This window comes from Pantoea sp. PNA 03-3 (assembly GCF_003201175.1).
In the GTDB taxonomy this organism is placed as follows: domain Bacteria; phylum Pseudomonadota; class Gammaproteobacteria; order Enterobacterales; family Enterobacteriaceae; genus Pantoea; species Pantoea stewartii.
Map to the genome: position 1 here is coordinate 391,549 of NZ_QICO01000002.1, position 18,173 is coordinate 409,721.

The 18,173-nt window shown below is 53.4% G+C and carries 15 protein-coding genes and 2 tRNA genes; all 17 read right to left on the reverse strand.

All coding sequences use genetic code 11. From position 1 onward, the window contains the following. Positions 1-140: 140 nt before the first annotated feature. Complete coding sequence (locus tag C7433_RS08160; RefSeq protein WP_058702613.1) at positions 141-2,009, reverse strand: DEAD/DEAH family ATP-dependent RNA helicase; 1,869 nt, start codon at positions 2,007-2,009, stop codon at positions 141-143. Beyond that, on the reverse strand, positions 2,002-2,082 hold the full coding sequence (yrbN, locus tag C7433_RS24110) for a protein YrbN (RefSeq protein ID WP_100208641.1): 81 nt from the start codon (positions 2,080-2,082) through the stop codon (positions 2,002-2,004). Before yrbN ends, C7433_RS08160 begins: the two co-directional genes overlap by 8 nt. Positions 2,083-2,185: 103 nt before the next feature. Next, a complete protein-coding gene (gene nlpI, locus C7433_RS08170) occupies positions 2,186-3,070 on the reverse strand; it encodes a lipoprotein NlpI (RefSeq protein WP_033739194.1) in 885 nt (294 codons plus the stop codon). Positions 3,071-3,199: 129 nt separating this feature from the next. Then, complete coding sequence (gene pnp / locus C7433_RS08175; RefSeq protein ID WP_006121767.1) at positions 3,200-5,329, reverse strand: polyribonucleotide nucleotidyltransferase; 2,130 nt, start codon at positions 5,327-5,329, stop codon at positions 3,200-3,202. A 304-nt stretch (positions 5,330-5,633) separates the two neighbouring features. Then, on the reverse strand, positions 5,634-5,903 hold the full coding sequence (rpsO, locus tag C7433_RS08180) for a 30S ribosomal protein S15 (protein ID WP_006121766.1): 270 nt from the start codon (positions 5,901-5,903) through the stop codon (positions 5,634-5,636). 123 nt (positions 5,904-6,026) lie between these two features. Beyond that, on the reverse strand, positions 6,027-6,971 hold the full coding sequence (gene truB / locus C7433_RS08185; protein ID WP_006121765.1) for a tRNA pseudouridine(55) synthase TruB: 945 nt from the start codon (positions 6,969-6,971) through the stop codon (positions 6,027-6,029). After that, positions 6,971-7,378: a 30S ribosome-binding factor RbfA gene (rbfA, locus tag C7433_RS08190; RefSeq protein ID WP_006121764.1), complete on the reverse strand. Its 408-nt coding sequence runs from the start codon at positions 7,376-7,378 to the stop codon at positions 6,971-6,973. Before rbfA ends, truB begins: the two co-directional genes overlap by 1 nt. A 65-nt stretch (positions 7,379-7,443) precedes the next feature. Next, on the reverse strand, positions 7,444-10,128 hold the full coding sequence (infB, locus tag C7433_RS08195) for a translation initiation factor IF-2 (RefSeq protein ID WP_028723648.1): 2,685 nt from the start codon (positions 10,126-10,128) through the stop codon (positions 7,444-7,446). A gap of 17 nt (positions 10,129-10,145) precedes the next feature. Then, positions 10,146-11,633, reverse strand: a complete 1,488-nt coding sequence (gene nusA / locus C7433_RS08200; RefSeq protein WP_006121762.1) for a transcription termination factor NusA — start codon at positions 11,631-11,633, stop codon at positions 10,146-10,148. 24 nt (positions 11,634-11,657) lie between these two features. Continuing rightward, complete coding sequence (rimP, locus tag C7433_RS08205; RefSeq protein ID WP_006121761.1) at positions 11,658-12,110, reverse strand: ribosome maturation factor RimP; 453 nt, start codon at positions 12,108-12,110, stop codon at positions 11,658-11,660. Positions 12,111-12,321: 211 nt separating this feature from the next. Further along, positions 12,322-12,398: transfer RNA gene (locus C7433_RS08210), tRNA-Met, on the reverse strand. Positions 12,399-12,457: 59 nt separating this feature from the next. After that, positions 12,458-12,544 (reverse strand) — tRNA-Leu (locus C7433_RS08215). Positions 12,545-12,592: 48 nt separating this feature from the next. Then, entirely contained in the window at positions 12,593-12,928 is a 336-nt protein-coding gene (gene secG, locus C7433_RS08220) for a preprotein translocase subunit SecG (RefSeq protein ID WP_006121760.1), read from the reverse strand. 218 nt (positions 12,929-13,146) lie between these two features. Beyond that, on the reverse strand, positions 13,147-14,481 hold the full coding sequence (gene glmM, locus C7433_RS08225) for a phosphoglucosamine mutase (RefSeq protein ID WP_033739188.1): 1,335 nt from the start codon (positions 14,479-14,481) through the stop codon (positions 13,147-13,149). A gap of 5 nt (positions 14,482-14,486) precedes the next feature. Then, positions 14,487-15,320, reverse strand: a complete 834-nt coding sequence (gene folP / locus C7433_RS08230; protein WP_006121758.1) for a dihydropteroate synthase — start codon at positions 15,318-15,320, stop codon at positions 14,487-14,489. Positions 15,321-15,400: 80 nt separating this feature from the next. Beyond that, positions 15,401-17,329: an ATP-dependent zinc metalloprotease FtsH gene (ftsH, locus tag C7433_RS08235; protein ID WP_033739186.1), complete on the reverse strand. Its 1,929-nt coding sequence runs from the start codon at positions 17,327-17,329 to the stop codon at positions 15,401-15,403. 113 nt (positions 17,330-17,442) lie between these two features. After that, positions 17,443-18,072, reverse strand: a complete 630-nt coding sequence (gene rlmE / locus C7433_RS08240) for a 23S rRNA (uridine(2552)-2'-O)-methyltransferase RlmE (RefSeq protein ID WP_006121756.1) — start codon at positions 18,070-18,072, stop codon at positions 17,443-17,445. Positions 18,073-18,173: the final 101 nt, after the last annotated feature.

An 18,173-nucleotide genomic window follows, 5' to 3' on the forward strand; every position in this document is an offset into this window, starting at 1 on the left:
AAAGGGAAGCCTGCTGGCTTCCCTTTACTTATCTTGCTTCCCCGCTGTCTCAGCCGGTCTGCCCTGACATGGATTTACCGCAAGGGCAAAAAAAAGGGAAGCCCGCAGGCTTCCCTTTTTATCATGCGAAATCGTCTCGCTTATGCGTCACGACGACGAGGTGCAGCAGCACCGTCTTCACGACGTGGACCACGACCGCCTTCACGGTTAAAGCTGCGTCCACCTTCACGACCACCTTCACGGCGCTCAGAAGAGAAACGACGGCCCTGACCTTCAGGACGAGGACCACGACGCTCGCCAGAACCTGAACGACGCTCACCACGGCCACCTTCATGCGGCTGTGCATCACCCAGCAGTTGCATATTCATCGGCTTGTTGAGAATACGCGTACGGGTAAAGTGCTGCAGGACATCGCCCGGCATGCCTTTCGGCAGTTCGATCGTCGAGTGCGTACCAAACAGTTTGATGTTACCGATGTAACGGCTGCTGATGTCGCCTTCGTTAGCAATCGCGCCAACGATGTGACGAACTTCAACACCGTCATCACGGCCCACTTCAATGCGATACAGCTGCATGTCGCCAACATCGCGACGCTCACGACGTGGACGATCGCCATCACGGCTGTCACGTGGACCACGGCTGTCGCGACGATCATCACGCTCACGGAATTCGCGGCGCGGAGGACGCGGTGCGTCAGCAGGTACGATCAGCGGACGCTCACCCTGTGCCATTTTCAGCAGGGCGGCCGCCAGCGTTTCGATATCCAGCTCTTCTTCAGGCTGCATTTTGGTCAGCAGTGCACGGTACTGTTCCAGATCGCTGCTTTCCAGCTGCTGCTGAACTTTCGCGGCAAACTTAGCCAGACGACGCTGACCCAGCAGCTCTGCGTTTGGCAGCTCAACTTCCGGAATAGTCAGCTTCATGGTGCGTTCGATGTTGCGCAGCAGACGACGCTCGCGGTTCTCAACGAACAGCAGTGCGCGACCCGCACGACCCGCACGACCCGTACGGCCAATGCGGTGAACGTAAGATTCGGCGTCCATCGGGATATCGTAGTTAACAACCAGGCTGATACGCTCAACGTCCAGGCCACGAGCCGCAACGTCAGTCGCGATCAGGATGTCCAGACGACCATCTTTCAAACGCTCCAGCGTCTGCTCACGCAGGGCCTGGTTCATATCACCGTTCAGGGCCGCGCTGTTGTAACCGCTACGCTCCAGCGCTTCAGCGACTTCCAGAGTGGCATTTTTGGTACGAACGAAGATGATCGCCGCATCAAAATCTTCTGCTTCCAGGAAGCGAACCAGTGCATCGGTTTTACGGCCGTAAGCCGTCCAGTAGCTCTGGCTGATGTCAGGACGCGTTGTCAGGCTCGACTGAATACGCACTTCCTGCGGATCTTTCATGAAACGCTTGGTGATGCGACGAATCGCTTCTGGCATGGTGGCAGAGAACAGCGCGGTCTGATGACCTTCGGGGATCTGCGCCATGATGGTTTCAACGTCTTCGATGAAGCCCATACGTAACATTTCATCTGCTTCGTCCAGCACCAGACCACGCAGATTAGACAGATCTAACGTGCCACGCTTCAGGTGATCCAGCAGACGACCTGGGGTTCCCACAACAACCTGGGGTCCCTGGCGCAGAGCACGCAGCTGCACGTCATAACGCTGGCCGCCGTAAAGGGCAACTACGTTCAGACCGCGCATGTGCTTAGAGAATTCGGTCATCGCTTCAGCAACCTGAACCGCCAGTTCGCGGGTCGGAGCCAGCACCAAAATTTGCGGTGCTTTAATAGTCGGATCAATGTTGTTTAACAGCGGCAGAGAGAACGCTGCCGTTTTACCACTCCCGGTCTGCGCCATGCCTAACACGTCACGGCCCGCCAACAAGTGAGGAATACACTCAGCCTGGATTGGGGATGGCTTTACGTAGCCCATGCCGTTCAGTGATTCAAGGATGTCGGCGTTCAGGCCAAGGTCTGCAAAAGTGGTTTGAATATCAGTCATGTAGTACACGTGCCTCGTTGATTGCGGCGGCCAGTCTACATAACTCGTCGTGAAAACTTTCAGTCATTTTCATCAAAAAGTGTGAACCGGCTCAAATTAGAAGTTTTGACGAACAGAAAAGCCCTCATCCCTGAAGATGATGACTTGACAGGTTTACAGGCAAAAAAGTTCGTCAGCTATTGCTGGTCAGATTCTGATAAATCGTCTTGTGCCTGGCCGAGTAGCGCCAGTTCCAACAATGCGTATCGGTGTTCAACAAAGTTATTCACGTTGTTGGCGACCGCCAGTTTGAACAACGCTTCTGCGTTGTCCTTCTCCCCCAGACTTAGGTAATACTTACCTAAATAGAAGTTGGTTTCACTGAGATGTTCAGCGAGCGAGGTGTTATCCGTTGCATCCGCCTTGAGACGTTCCATCAGTGTTGCTTCGCTGATGTCGCCCAGGTAGAACTCGACAATATTCCATCCCCATTGGTCCTTAACCGCTTTGTCGTAACGCTGTTTAAGCGCCACTTTTGCTTTGGCTGCGTCCATCTTGCTTTCAACAAGATAGAGCCACAAGCTACGGAAAGGATCGTTAGGATCGTCTTGATAAAACGCCAGCAGATCATCTTGCGCTAACTTGTATCGACCACCGTAATAGAGGGCGATACCACGATTTAAATGCGCATAGTTGTAAGTTGGATCAAGCTCAAGTACAGAATCAAACGCTTCATAGGCGGCATCATAGTTGCCCGCCTGCGTTAAGTATATACCAAGATAGTTAAACACTTCTGGCATATCAGGTCTTATAGACAGCGCTTGCGAAAAATCGTTCCGCGCTAATGCCCTCAGACCCAGACTATCATACAACACTCCGCGCTCATATAACAGCTGTGCGCGTTCATCATCGGTAAGGGCTCGACTGGCAAGAATTTGTTCCATGCGAGCCAGAATCACTTCCTGCTGCAGTGTGGGCTGTAAAGGTACTGCAAGAACTTCGTTCTTACGCCAATTGGAGTTGCTGCATCCTGCCAGCGTCAAAGCTGTCGCAACAAAACACCAGCGCAAAAAAGGCTTCATTTCCCACTCCCGAATACAAACATTGGGACAACCGTCCTGTCATCCGCCTGCTGTGCACAAGGATTCCTGCCCTCGCGATGACACAAAAGCCTCCCCCTGCCAGGCAAGGAGAGGCAAATCAGGAAAGACTTATTCAGCGTCAGGTGCGCTCTCAGCTGCAACAGCCTCAGGCTTGGTTTCTGTCGCTTCTTTGATGCTCAGACGGACACGGCCCTGGCGATCCACTTCCATCACCTTCACCGGTACTTCCTGACCCATCTGCAGATAATCCGTCACTTTCTCAACGCGCTTATCAGCGATTTGTGAAATGTGCACCAGACCTTCTTTACCGCCGCCGATAGCAACGAAAGCACCGAAATCGACAATGCGCGTGACTTTACCGCTGTAAATGCGGCCCACTTCGATTTCAGCGGTGATCTCTTCGATGCGACGAATCGCTTCTTTCGCTTTCAGGCCATCAGTTGCCGCGATTTTCACCGTACCGTCATCTTCGATTTCGATGGTGGTGCCGGTTTCTTCGGTCAGCGCACGGATAACAGAACCGCCTTTACCGATCACATCTTTGATCTTATCTGAACTGATCTTGATGGTGTAAATGCGCGGTGCGAACTCAGAGATTTCCTGACGCGGCGTGCTGATAGCCTGCTCCATCACGCCCAGAATGTGCAGACGTGCACCTTTGGCCTGATTCAGCGCTACCTGCATGATCTCGCGGGTGATGCCTTCAATTTTGATGTCCATCTGCAGCGCGGTGATACCGTCACGGCTACCCGCCACTTTGAAGTCCATATCACCCAGGTGATCTTCATCACCCAGAATGTCAGACAGAACAACAAATTTGTCGTCTTCTTTTACCAGGCCCATCGCGATACCGGCAACAGACGCTTTAATAGGTACGCCCGCGTCCATCAGCGCCAGAGAAGCACCACAGACGGAAGCCATAGAAGATGAACCGTTTGATTCAGTGATTTCAGACACGACACGAACGGTGTAAGGGAAATCTTCCACTTTTGGCATTACGGCCAACACGCCGCGCTTCGCCAGACGACCGTGACCAATTTCACGACGCTTAGGCGAGCCCACCATACCGGTTTCACCTACTGAGTAGGGAGGGAAGTTGTAGTGGAACAGGAAGCTGTCGGTACGCTCACCCATCAGTTCATCCAGGTTCTGCGCATCGCGGGTGGTACCCAGCGTTGCGGTCACCAGCGCCTGTGTTTCACCACGGGTGAACAGGGCTGAACCATGGGTACGCGGCAGTACGCCGGTCCGCACGTCCAGACCACGAATCATGTCTTTTTCACGGCCATCGATACGCGGCTCGCCGTTCAGAATACGGGTACGAACAACCGTCTTCTCCAGGCTGTGCACGATATCACCGATTTCAGCCGCATCCAGGGATTCGTCTTCCGCCAGCAGCGCCGCGATGGTTTCGTCTTTGATGGCATCAACCTGGGCATAACGCGCTTGCTTGTCAGTGATACGGTACGCATCGCTGATACGCGCTTCAGCCAGGGCCGCGACACGTGAAATCAGTGCAGTATTGGCCGCTTCTGGCTGCCAGTCCCAACGCGGCTTGCCCGCTTCAGCGACCAGTGCATTAATGTTTTCAATCACCACCTGCTGCTGATCGTGGCCGAACACCACAGCACCCAGCATTTGTTCTTCAGACAGGATTTCTGCTTCAGATTCCACCATCAGAACGGCGTTCTGCGTACCTGCAACCACCAGATCCAGACGTGACGTTTTCAGTTCGTCAGCCGTTGGGTTCAGTACGTACTGGTCATTGATATAACCCACACGCGCCGCACCGATTGGGCCATTGAAAGGCAGACCCGACAGCGCCAGCGCGGCAGAGGCACCGATCATCGCAACGATGTCTGGGTGAACCTGTGGGTTGACCGAAACAACGGTCGCAATCACCTGAACTTCGTTAACGAACCCTTCCGGGAACAGAGGACGCACCGGACGGTCAATCAGACGTGAAATCAGCGTTTCACCTTCGCTTGGACGACCTTCGCGACGGAAGAAGCTGCCCGGGATACGACCAGCAGCGTAAGTACGCTCCTGATAGTTAACGGTCAGTGGGAAGAAGTCCTGGCCTGGTTTGGTTTTTTTCTGGCCAACAACGGTGACAAAAACAGCGGTGTCATCCATGCTCACCATAACGGCGGCAGTCGCCTGGCGAGCCATCATGCCGGTTTCCAGCGTGACGGTATGTTGACCATATTGGAATTTGCGTACGATCGGATTAAGCAAAATCAAAGTCCTTAACATCGGGGCAGTGCTATCTTGGCCTGCCATTAATTACCGATCTCCGTTGCATCCTCGCGACTAATGACAACCCTTAACCGCCCCTGCGGTAAAGCCTCTCATTAGCCGCGCGAACCTCTGCAAACAAAGATCACACCCAACAACAATACATGAGTTTGCTCAGGATTGCTGCGCATTGCTCGAAAAAAGGGGCCATAAAGGCCCCCTTTTCATGAAACTCGCACAAATCTGATCGCCAAAGGGGTTTTAGCACACATTTGTGGCATCCCAGACGATCCGATTTTAAGACTTAGCGACGCAGACCGAGGCTTTCGATCAGGCTGCTGTAGCGTGCAACGTCTTTACGCTTCAGGTAGTCCAGCAGCTTACGACGCTGAGATACCATGCGCAGCAGACCGCGGCGGCTGTGGTGGTCTTTTTTGTGCTCAGAGAAGTGGCCCTGCAGATGGCTGATCTGCGCGGTCAACAGTGCAACCTGAACTTCAGTTGAACCGCTGTCGTTAGCACCACGACCATATTTAGCAACGATCTCTGCTTTAGCTTCTACGCTTAGAGACATAATAAACTCCAGTTAAATGAATGTATGGGCGCCGATCTCTAATTCAGCATCCCGCTTTAAAGCCGCGCTATTCTACTCTTCGCCAGAAGGCAACGCAAATGCCCTTAATGAAAAGCGCACAACTTAATTCTGATACTCAACCACTAAACGGCGTGGAGCAATCCGGCCATCGTCGGCCACTTCTGCCATACCGATAAACTTGCGTGTTTCACCTTCGGTGACCCGAACCAGCCCCTGGTCAGGTGCCTGACTTGCATGCACCGGCTGGCCCTGTTTAAAGTAGGCCGCCACATCCGCTGAGAGGTTGACCGCAGGAAAATCCGCAGCCGGACTGTCCATGGGCAGCAGCAGAGGATCGAGCTGTAACGCCAGATCGTCGCCTGAGGCGTTCGCCTCTGCCTGCAACGCCTGAAGCTGCTCCAGCGTGACCATTCTTTCGAAGGGATAACGTGCTACCTGCAAACGACGCAGCATGATGACATGCGCACCGCAGCCCAGCTTTTCACCCAAATCGTCAATAATGGTACGGATGTAGGTACCTTTAGAGCAGTGAATTTCCAGCTCAAGCTCACTGCCCTGCCAGCGAATAAACTGCAAGTCATACACGGTGATCGGCCGGGGCTCACGTTCGATAGTGATGCCTTCGCGGGCATATTCATACAGTTTCCGGCCCTGATGTTTCAATGCTGAAAACATCGACGGCACCTGCATAATGTCACCACGAAAACTGTCCAGTGCGGTATCCAGATCGGCCTGGGTAAAGGTCACGGGACGGGTTTGTACCCGGTTCCCGTCCGCATCGGAGGTATCGGTACGTTCACCTAACCGGGCAATCACGCGATAACGCTTATCGGAATCCAGCAGATACTGCGAGAACTTGGTGGCTTCACCCAGACAGATCGGCAACATGCCGGTTGCCAGCGGATCAAGTGCACCGGTGTGTCCTGCACGGTTAGCGTTAAAAATGCGCTTCACCTTCTGCAGAACATCGTTAGACGACATGCCTTGTGGCTTATCCAGCAACAAAACGCCATGGACGTCGCGACCGCGACGACGAGGACGACTCATTACGCCTCCTCGTCATCATCCGTGGTTTCTGGACCACGACGCTCAACGTCTTTTTTCACCACGTTAGTCACGAGGTTGGACATGCGCATCCCTTCAATCAACGAGTTATCGTAGAAGAAGGTCAGTTCAGGCACGATACGCAGGCGCATGGCTTTACCCAGCAGCGTACGGATATAACCCGAGGCTTCTTTCAACGCTTTCAGGCCATTTTTTACGGCTTCTTCATCTTGATCGTTGAGGAATGTCACAAACACTTTGGCGTAAGCGAGGTCACGTGATACCTCAACACCCGAAACGGTCACCATCATGCCAAGGCGTGGATCTTTAATCTCACGCTGCAGAATCATCGCAATCTCTTTTTGCAGCTCCTGTGATACACGCTGCGGACGGCCAAATTCTTTCGCCATTTTTATTTCTCCCAAATAATTCGGGAGGCCAGCGGCCTCCCAAATTGCATCATCAACGCCAGGACTTAAGCGATGGTGCGTTTAACTTCAATCACTTCGAAGACTTCGATCATATCGCCGACACGAACGTCATTATAGTTCTTCACGCCGATACCGCACTCCATGCCGTTACGCACTTCGTTAACGTCATCTTTAAAGCGACGCAGTGATTCAAGCTCACCTTCGTAGATCACCACGTTATCGCGCAGGACGCGGATTGGGTTGTGACGCTTGATGTTACCTTCCGTCACCATACAACCTGCGATAGCACCAAATTTCGGTGATTTGAACACGTCACGCACTTCAGCCAGACCGATGATCTGCTGTTTGTACTCTGGTGCCAGCATACCGCTCATTGCGGCTTTCACTTCGTCAATCAGGTTATAGATGACGGAGTAGTAACGCAGATCCAGGCTTTCAGCGTCGATGACGCGACGCGCAGATGCGTCAGCACGGACGTTAAAGCCAAGGATAATCGCGTTAGATGCGGCTGCCAGCGTCGCGTCGGTTTCGGTGATACCACCTACGCCTGAACCCACAATCTTCACCTTCACTTCGTCGGTGGAGAGTTTGAGCAGGGAGTCGGAGATCGCTTCCACAGAGCCCTGAACGTCGGCTTTCAGCACGATGTTCAGTTCAGATACTTCGCCTTCGGTCATGTTAGCAAACATGTTTTCCAGCTTAGATTTCTGCTGACGTGCCAGTTTCACTTCGCGGAATTTGCCCTGACGATACAGTGCCACTTCACGGGCTTTCTTCTCGTCACGCACCACGGTCGCTTCATCACCTGCCGCCGGAACACCGGACAAGCCGAGGATCTCAACCGGGATAGACGGGCCCGCTTCCATGACTTCACGTCCCAGTTCGTCACGCATTGCACGAACACGGCCGTATTCAAAGCCACACAGAACGATATCGCCTTTGTTCAGCGTACCTTCGCGTACCAGAACGGTCGCAACCGGACCACGACCTTTGTCGAGGAACGATTCGATCACAACGCCGCTGGCCATACCGGCACGAATGGCCGTCAGCTCAAGCACTTCTGCCTGCAGCAGAATCGCGTTCAGCAGATCGTCAATACCGGTACCCGCTTTCGCAGAGACGTTGACGAACATGTTTTCGCCGCCCCACTCTTCCGGAATGATGCCGTACTGTGTCAGTTCATTTTTAACACGATCCGGATCGGCTTCTGGCTTATCGCACTTGTTGACAGCTACCACAACCGGCACTTTCGCGGCTTTGGCGTGCTGAATCGCTTCGATGGTTTGTGGCATCACACCATCATCTGCCGCCACCACGAGGATAACGATATCCGTTGCCTGCGCACCACGTGCACGCATCGCGGTAAACGCGGCGTGGCCCGGGGTATCCAGGAAGGTGATCATACCGTTGTCGGTTTCGACGTGGTATGCACCGATGTGCTGTGTAATCCCGCCCGCTTCGCCAGAGGCGATTTTGGTCGAGCGGATGTAATCCAGCAGTGAGGTTTTACCGTGGTCAACGTGGCCCATAATGGTCACAACCGGCGCACGCGCTTCCTGCGCTGCATCGGTATCACGATCGTCCATTACCGCTTCTTCCAGCTCGTTTTCACGACGAAGGGTCACCTTGTGGCCCATTTCTTCGGCAACCAGCTGTGCGGTTTCCTGGTCGATAACCTGGTTGATGGTCGCCATAGCGCCCATTTTCATCATCGCTTTGATGACCAGTGAACCTTTAACGGCCATTTTGTTAGCCAATTCAGCAACGGTGATGGTTTCGCCAATCACCACATCGCGGTTAACCGCCTGTGCTGGCTTGTTGAAGCCCTGCTGCAGAGCGCTTGGCTTACGATGCTTACCACCTTTACCACCACGAACCTGCGCACGGGCTTCTTCGCGGTCGGTTTTGGCTTCTGAATGCTTGTTGCCTTTTTTCACCGGACGCGCGGCTTTAGCACTGCGCGTGCGGGCACGACCCGCTTCGACCTGACGATCGTTCTCGTCTTCGGCCTGACGGGCATGTGTTGAGGTGGTGACGTGATAGTCGCCCTTATCCTCTTCTTCAGGCTTTTCCCATTCAGCCGCTTTTTCTTCGGCTAAACGGCGGGCTTCTTCCGCGGCGAGGCGGGCAGCCTCTTCCAGCTTACGACGCGCTTCTTCTTCCGCTTTACGCTTCAGTTCAGCGGCTTCAGCTTCACGACGTGCTTTATCGGACTGGGCGGCCTTGGTCACTTCGTCGGTAGGTTGATTAGTCACTTTCTCATTTTCCGCTGCTGCACGCTTAGCCTTTTCAGCGGCTTCGCGCCTGGCTTTCTCTTCGGCTTCACGTTGCGCTTTTTGTTCCGCTTCACGACGCGCCTGTTCAGCGGCCTCGCGTTGCGCCTGCTCTTCCGCTTCACGCTGCGCCTCGGCTTCTGCTTCTGCCTGAGCTTGCTCAGACTCTGCATCACCTTTTACATACGTGCGCTTTTTGCGGACTTCGATTTGCACCGATTTACTTTTACCCCCGGTGCCAGGAATATTCAAGGTACTACGCGTTTTGCGCTGCAGGGTCAGTTTGCCTGAACCGGCCTGACCATGCTTCAGGTGAGACAGTAAGGTTTCTTTCTCATGCTGGGTCACCGCATCATTTTCAGACTTTGGGATCCCCGCATCAGCAAACTGCTGTACCAGGCGATCGACCGAAGTCTGAATTTCTGCTGCCAGCGATTTTACGGTTACATCTGTCATGCTGTTCCTTCCTGTTATTACGCGTCATCGCCGAACCAGCAGATATTGCGTGCGGCCATAATCAGCGCGCCAGCTTGCTCATCAGTCAGCCCTTCAATATCAGTCAGATCGTCAACACCTTGCTCAGCAAGGTCTTCCAGCGTGCAAACGCCTTTGGATGCCAGGCGGAAAGCCAGTGCACGATCCAGACCCTCAAGATTCAAGAGGTCTTCTGCAGGTTCCTGATTCCCCAGGCTCTCTTCTTTAGCCAGTGCCAGGGTGGTTAACGCATTTTTTGCTCGTTCACGCAGGGCTTCAATGGTCTCTTCGTCGAGGCCGTCGATTTCCAACAGCTCGTTAATTGGCACATAGGCCAGTTCTTCCAACGATGAGAAGCCCTCTTCCACCAGAATGGTGGCGAACTCTTCGTCGATGTCGAGATGTTTAGTGAACATATCGATCGCTGCATGGGCTTCAGCCTGATGCTTCGCCTGCAGATCATCGACGGTCATCACGTTCAGCTCCCAGCCACTCAGCTGTGAAGCCAGACGCACGTTTTGGCCATTACGGCCGATCGCCTGGGCCAGATTGCCAGCCTCAACGGCGATATCCATCGTGTGGTTGTCTTCATCAACCACGATTGACGCCACATCAGCCGGAGCCATGGCGTTAATAACAAACTGTGCCGGGTTGTCGTCCCACAGCACGATATCGATACGCTCGCCGCCCAGTTCACTGGACACGGCCTGAACACGCGCACCGCGCATACCGACGCAGGCACCCACCGGATCAATACGTTTGTCGTTCGTTTTTACTGCAATTTTAGCGCGTGAACCCGGATCGCGGGCTGCGGCTTTAATTTCAAGCACTTCTTCGCCAATTTCTGGTACTTCAATGCGGAACAGTTCGATCAGCATTTCTGGCTTTGAGCGGGTCACAAACAGCTGTGCACCACGCGCTTCCGGGCGAACGGCATACAGAACACCACGAATACGGTCACCAGGGCGGAAGTTTTCGCGCGGCAGCATATCCTCACGCAGGATTACCGCTTCAGCATTGTTGCCCAGATCCAGTGAAATATTGTCACGATTAACTTTTTTCACCACGCCGGTGATGATTTCGCCTTCCTGCTCACGGAACTGATCCACGACCATTGCGCGCTCGGCTTCACGTACTTTTTGCACGATAACCTGTTTTGCGGTCTGGGTAGTAATGCGGTCAAAGGTGACAGATTCAATCTGATCTTCAACGTAGTCGCCCAGATTGAGGGACTCATCTTCGTAGCGAGCCGCATCCAGCGTGATCTCACGCGTTGGCTGAGTGACCTGCTCTACGATTTCCCAACGGCGGAACGTATCAAAGTCGCCACTTCTGCGGTCGATGCTGACGCGGACGTCAATTTCCTGCTCGTACTTTTTCTTGGTCGCAGTCGCCAGCGCGCTCTCCAGCGCTTCGAAGATTTTCTCACGCGGCAGGGCTTTTTCGTTAGAAACGGCTTCTACAACAGCTAAGATCTCTTTGTTCATCCTGGTTAGCCTCAATCCGGACTTTTAAAAGTGGGGGACCAGGTTCGCTTTCTGAATATTACTCAGCGCGAACACCTCGTCATTACCCTCAACGTTTACCGTTATCATCTCGCCTTCTACAGACTTGATGATTCCCTGCCATTTACGGCGGTTTTGAACGGCCATACGCAGCACCAGGCTCACCTCATCGCCGGTAAAGCGTGCATAATGTTCTGCAGTGAACAGAGGACGGTCGAGCCCCGGTGAGGACACTTCAAGGTGGTAAGGGACGGTGATGGGATCTTCCACATCCATCACGGCACTCACCTGGTGGCTGACGTCCGCGCAATCGTCAACATTGATGCCATCTTCACTGTCAATATAGATGCGCAGGGTTGATGTGCGACCACGAACGAATTCAATTCCGACCAGTTCGTAGCCGAGCGCTTCTACCGGAGCAGATACCAACTCTGTCAATTTTTGCTCTAATGTGGACAAGCCCACCCCCAAGACATAAAAAAAGGGCCTATAGCCCAGTATTACGATTCGCTAATAACAAAAAACCCCGAATAGTCGGGGCTTTTTATCACTGGACCCTGTATGCCGCATTGCGGCCCGGACGCCCATCCAAAAGAATTTTTTTCAAAATTCGCTGCTAATGCGCCCGTCGATGCATACAGTATATTTGAAAAAGAACTCTAAGGGAAAGTGGTTGCGGGGGCCGGATTTGAACCGACGACCTTCGGGTTATGAGCCCGACGAGCTACCAGGCTGCTCCACCCCGCGTCCGAAAACGTGGCGAATGTTACGCCGATCATGCATAAAATGCAAGTCTAACTAAGATTTGGTACCGAGGACGGGACTTGAACCCGTAAGCCCTTTCGAGCACTACCACCTCAAGGTAGCGTGTCTACCAATTTCACCACCTCGGTACTGCACTGACTGCGACGCTGAACTGCCGCTTATGACGCTTAACGCTATTAATGCGGGATATCGTTGCCCGGCGTAGCCGGTTTAGCTGGCTGAGTCTGCTGTTGAGACTGAGCTGGCGCAGTGAGGTTATCCCACTCACTTCCTTTGGCTGTTTTATTACTGTTCAGGTTACCCAGAATCAAGCTGATGACGAAAAACAGCGTAGCCAGTACGGCGGTCATGCGAGTCATGAAATTACCTGACCCGGTTGAACCGAACAGCGTACCTGACGCGCCTGCACCGAATGATGCACCCATATCAGCGCCTTTGCCTTGCTGCAGCATGATAAGACCCACAAGGCCAATTGCTACAATAAGGAAAACAACTAACAGAGCTTCGTACATAATCAACCTGTTTCCTTGCGCGTAATCCGCACAGTTAAAGCTTCAACCAATTTGACGGGGAGTTTCTTCATCACCCATCAGAAGCGGGTGTGAATACTAACCAATGGCGCATACCTCTGCAAGTGCAATTTACATGCGGCACGCTGATTGCAGAAAAAAGCGCCAGTGCGATGATTTTGCAGGCAGGTTCACTGCGATGTCCCCGCCTGCCAGCTGCCTCAGACGGCTTTAACCGCATCGGCAATTCGATTCGCCAGCGCCGTCACCTGGGTTTCATCCTCACCCTCTACCATTACGCGGATTAGCGGTTCCGTGCCCGATTTACGCAGCAGCACGCGTCCTTTTCCGGCCAGGGCTTTTTCCACGTCCTCGGCTACCGCTTTAACGGCATCGCTTTCCAGCGGATCGTGCTCGCCGGCGAAGCGGACATTTACCAGCACCTGAGGCAGCATTTTCATGCCGGTGCAGAGATCGTGCAGGCTCATATGGTTACGAACCATAGCTGTAAGTACTTGCAAACTTGCAACGATGCCGTCACCCGTAGCGATCTTATCCAGCAGGATCACATGACCGGAGTTTTCCGCTCCCAGGCGCCAGCCTTTTTCCTGCATTTTTTCCAGTACATAGCGGTCGCCCACTTTTGCACGAACAAACGGAATACCCAGCTGTTTCAGCGCCAGCTCCAGCCCCATGTTGCTCATCAGCGTGCCGACCACACCACCGCGCAACTGTCCCTGACGCAGACCTTCGCGGGCGATGATATACAGAATCTGGTCCCCATCCACTTTCTTGCCAAGGTGGTCGACCATCATGATGCGATCGCCGTCACCGTCATAGGCCAGACCGATGTCCGCTTTTTCAGCCAGTACGCGTTCCTGCAGCATCCTGAGATCGGTCGCGCCGCATGCTTTATTAATGTTCATGCCATCAGGCTGGACGCCAACTGCAATCACCGTCGCACCGAGTTCACGCAGGACATTAGGCGCAATGTGATAAGTGGCACCGTTTGCACAGTCGACGACAATTTTCAGGCCACTGAGGCTGAGTTCGCTGGGGAACGTACCTTTACAAAATTCAATGTAACGCCCGGCCGCGTCAACAATACGGCTGGCACGCCCCAGCTGGGCGGATTCCACGCAGGTAAGCGGTTTTTCCATTTCCAGTTCGATCGCCTCTTCCACGTCATCGGGCAGTTTCGTCCCTTCGGCGGAGAAAAACTTAATGCCGTTATCATCAAACGGATTGTGCGACGCGGAAATCACGATGCCGGCTTCGGCACGGAACGTGCGGGTCAGATAGGCAATAGCGGGCGTGGGCATTGGGCCGGTAAACGCCGCAGACAGCCCTGCGGCTGCGAGACCGGCTTCCAGCGCGGATTCCAGCATATAGCCTGAAATGCGCGTGTCTTTACCAATGATAATTTTTTTGGAGCCGTGACGGGCCAGCACTTTACCCGCCGCCCAGCCGAGCTTTAATACAAAGTCAGGGGTAATCGGTGACTCACCGACTTTGCCGCGAATCCCATCGGTACCGAAATATTTACGTTCGCTCATGCTCTTCATCCTTTCGCTCTTTGTGTCGCTTCAACCACCCGCATCGCTTCGACGGTTTCTTTTACATCGTGGGCGCGAATAATGTGCGCGCCCTGCATGGCGGCAATAACCGCACAGGCCAGGCTGCCCGTCAGGCGCTGGGAAGGTCCCACATTCAGCAGTTGTCCAATCATTGATTTGCGTGACATGCCAACCAACAGCGGCAGCGCAAAACGGTGAAATTTACTGAGGTGGGCCAGCAGTTCATAATTGTGGCTGAGATTCTTACCGAAACCGAAGCCCGGGTCGAGTAACAGATTCTCTTTTTTTATGCCTGCGGCTTCGCAGCGGGCCAGTTGTTCAACGAAGTAAGTGTCCACTTCGCTTACAATATCCTTATAGGCTGGTGCCTGCTGCATCGTACGCGGTTCGCCCTGCATATGCATCAGACAAACCGGTAAGCCCGTTGCCGCTGCCGCTGCCAACGCGCCAGGCTCAGACAGCGAGCGCACATCATTGATAATGTGAGCCCCTGCGCTGGCGGCTTCACGAATCACGTCGGCTTTGGACGTATCGACTGATATCCATACCTCAAAGCGTTGAGCGATAGCTTCGACCACCGGAATCACCCGTTCAAGCTCCTCCTCAACGCTCACTTCATCAGCGCCCGGACGCGTGGACTCGCCCCCCACGTCAATGATTGTTGCGCCAGCGTTCACCATCTCGTTAGTGTGCGTTAACGCATCGACCAGCGCATTGTGTTTACCACCATCGGAAAAAGAGTCCGGCGTGACGTTGAGAATGCCCATCACATGTGGAAATGACAAATCGAGATGGGAATCACGGGCGAACAGTTTCATGGTGAAAAACTCCTTGTGGCTCAATGTATAAATGTAAAAAACCCCGGACCAGCCGGGGTTTTATTAAAAGACCTGACGTCTTATTTGTCGAACTGTTCTGACATGGTATTGCCTGGATTCGGCGTACGCGGTTCATCGACCGGACGCGGGGCCTTTGGCGTACCATTACTGTCTGAATTGCTGCTGCCCGGATCTTCCCAGCCTGCTGGCGGACGCACTTCACGGCGTGCCATCAGGTCGTCAATCTGCGGTGCATCAATGGTTTCATACTTCATCAGCGCATCTTTCATCGCGTGAAGAATGTCCATGTTTTCGCCCAGAATCTGGCGAGCGCGCTGATAGTTCGTATCGATCAGGTGTTTAACTTCCTGGTCGATAATACGGGCAGTTTCATCTGACATATGCTTGGCTTTTGCCACTGAACGGCCCAGGAACACTTCACCGTCTTCTTCAGCATACAGCAGCGGGCCCAGTTTCTCAGAGAAGCCCCACTGGGTAACCATGTTACGGGCCAGGTTGGTTGCCACTTTGATATCGTTAGAGGCACCGGTAGAGACATGTTCTGCACCGTAGATGATCTCTTCCGCCAGACGACCGCCGTACAGGGTCGAAATCTGACTTTCCAGCTTCTGACGGCTTGCGCTAATCGCATCACCTTCAGGCAGGAAGAAGGTCACACCTAATGCACGACCGCGCGGAATAATGGTCACTTTGTGCACCGGATCGTGTTCCGGCACCAGACGACCAATAATCGCGTGGCCGGCCTCATGGTAAGCCGTAGACTCTTTCTGTGCTTCGGTCATCACCATGGAACGGCGCTCTGCACCCATCATGATTTTGTCTTTGGCTTTTTCGAATTCCACCATCGACACAACGCGTTTATTGCTGCGTGCAGCAAACAGCGCCGCTTCGTTCACCAGGTTCGCCAGATCGGCACCGGAGAAGCCTGGCGTACCGCGCGCAATGATGGCCGCATCAATGTCGGTTGCCAGGGGTACACGACGCATATGCACTTTCAGAATCTGCTCACGACCACGTACGTCTGGCAAGCCCACGACAACCTGTCGGTCAAAGCGGCCAGGGCGCAGCAGCGCAGGGTCAAGTACGTCTGGACGGTTGGTCGCGGCAATCACGATGATGCCTTCGTTACCTTCAAAGCCATCCATTTCAACCAGCATCTGGTTCAGAGTTTGTTCACGCTCATCGTGCCCTCCCCCTAAACCGGCACCACGCTGGCGACCAACGGCATCGATCTCATCGATGAAGATAATGCACGGTGCCGCTTTCTTAGCCTGTTCAAACATGTCACGGACGCGAGACGCACCCACACCGACGAACATTTCAACAAAGTCAGAACCTGAAATGGTAAAGAACGGTACTTTCGCCTCACCGGCAATGGCTTTCGCCAGCAGGGTTTTACCGGTACCCGGCGGGCCGACCATCAGAACGCCTTTCGGGATTTTACCCCCCAGCTTCTGGAAACGGCTCGGTTCACGCAGGTATTCGACCAGCTCACCGACTTCCTCTTTCGCTTCGTCACAGCCTGCTACGTCAGCAAAAGTGGTTTTAATCTGATCTTCCGTTAGCATGCGGGCTTTGCTCTTACCAAAGGACATTGCGCCTTTGCCGCCACCGCCCTGCATTTGCCGCATGAAGAAAATCCACACACCAATCAGCAGTAACATTGGGAACCAGGAAATGAAGATCGACGCCAGCAGGCTCGGCTCTTCAGGCGGCTCACCAACCACTTTAACGTTCTTGGTCAACAGGTTATCGAGTAACTTGGGATCATTGACAGGAATGTAGGTGGTGTATTTATTACTGTCTTTTTTGGTTACGTTAATTTCACGCCCGTTAATACGTGCCTCGCGGACCTGATCCTGGTTCACTTCCGACAGGAAGGTTGAATAATCAACCCTACGGCCATTTGACTCGCTGGGCCCAAAGCTCTGGAAGACTGACATCAGTACAACCGCGATGACTAGCCAGAGAATCAGGTTTTTCGCCATGTCACTCAAGGGATTAACCTCATATTACAACGGTGTTAACAGATAGCGTAGGGTACTATAGATCCTTCGTACATGGAATCGCAGCGGGAAGGCTGGATGATCCACCACGTTGGCTACAGCTTGCGCCCAGTCGCCACAATATAAACTTCACGTGAACGTGAACGTGAAGCATCAGGCTTACGTATTTTCACTTTCGTGAACAGGGATCGAATTTCCCGCAGGTATTCATCAAAGCCATCCCCCTGAAACACTTTCACTACAAAACTCCCGCCGGGAGCCAAAATGTCACGACACATCTCTAACGCCAGCTCAACCAAATACATCGACCGGGGAATATCTACGGCAGGTGTACCACTCATATTCGGTGCCATATCAGACATGACGACCTGGACTTTCTGATCGCCCACACGCTCAAGCAACGCGTTAATCACCGATTCTTCACGAAAATCGCCTTGAAGAAAATCGACACCAACAATAGGATCCATAGGCAGGATATCACATGCAATGACACGCCCTTTGGACCCAATTTGCTGTACCACATATTGCGACCAGCCACCGGGTGCAGCACCCAGATCTACCACGGTCATACCGGGTTTGAAAAGCTTGTCACCCTGTTGTATTTCATCAAGTTTAAACCAGGCGCGCGAACGCAACCCTTTTTTCTGTGCCTGGAGCACGTATTTATCGCTAAAGTGTTCCTGTAGCCAGCGGCTGGAGCTGGCTGAACGCTTTTTACCGGTCATAAAATTTCCAACTAAATCGTCATCGTAGCGATAAATCTGCACGCAGTAGGTTGCGTCGATTTGGCGATATACCCGAGATGGCGGTAGAATGAACCGTTTTC

Excerpts from the sequence above, each read along its gene's own strand:
- C7433_RS08160 (WP_058702613.1), bottom strand. The coding sequence starts at position 2,009 with ATGACTGATATTCAAACCACTTTTGCAGACCTTGGCCTGAACGCCGAC.
- yrbN (WP_100208641.1), bottom strand. The coding sequence starts at position 2,082 with ATGAAAATGACTGAAAGTTTTCACGACGAGTTATGTAGACTGGCCGCC.
- nlpI (WP_033739194.1), bottom strand. The coding sequence starts at position 3,070 with ATGAAGCCTTTTTTGCGCTGGTGTTTTGTTGCGACAGCTTTGACGCTG.
- rpsO (WP_006121766.1), bottom strand. The coding sequence starts at position 5,903 with ATGTCTCTAAGCGTAGAAGCTAAAGCAGAGATCGTTGCTAAATATGGT.
- truB (WP_006121765.1), bottom strand. The coding sequence starts at position 6,971 with ATGAGTCGTCCTCGTCGTCGCGGTCGCGACGTCCATGGCGTTTTGTTG.
- rbfA (WP_006121764.1), bottom strand. The coding sequence starts at position 7,378 with ATGGCGAAAGAATTTGGCCGTCCGCAGCGTGTATCACAGGAGCTGCAA.
- infB (WP_028723648.1), bottom strand. The coding sequence starts at position 10,128 with ATGACAGATGTAACCGTAAAATCGCTGGCAGCAGAAATTCAGACTTCG.
- nusA (WP_006121762.1), bottom strand. The coding sequence starts at position 11,633 with ATGAACAAAGAGATCTTAGCTGTTGTAGAAGCCGTTTCTAACGAAAAA.
- secG (WP_006121760.1), bottom strand. The coding sequence starts at position 12,928 with ATGTACGAAGCTCTGTTAGTTGTTTTCCTTATTGTAGCAATTGGCCTT.
- glmM (WP_033739188.1), bottom strand. The coding sequence starts at position 14,481 with ATGAGCGAACGTAAATATTTCGGTACCGATGGGATTCGCGGCAAAGTC.
- folP (WP_006121758.1), bottom strand. The coding sequence starts at position 15,320 with ATGAAACTGTTCGCCCGTGATTCCCATCTCGATTTGTCATTTCCACAT.
- ftsH (WP_033739186.1), bottom strand. The coding sequence starts at position 17,329 with ATGGCGAAAAACCTGATTCTCTGGCTAGTCATCGCGGTTGTACTGATG.
- rlmE (WP_006121756.1), bottom strand. The coding sequence starts at position 18,072 with ATGACCGGTAAAAAGCGTTCAGCCAGCTCCAGCCGCTGGCTACAGGAA.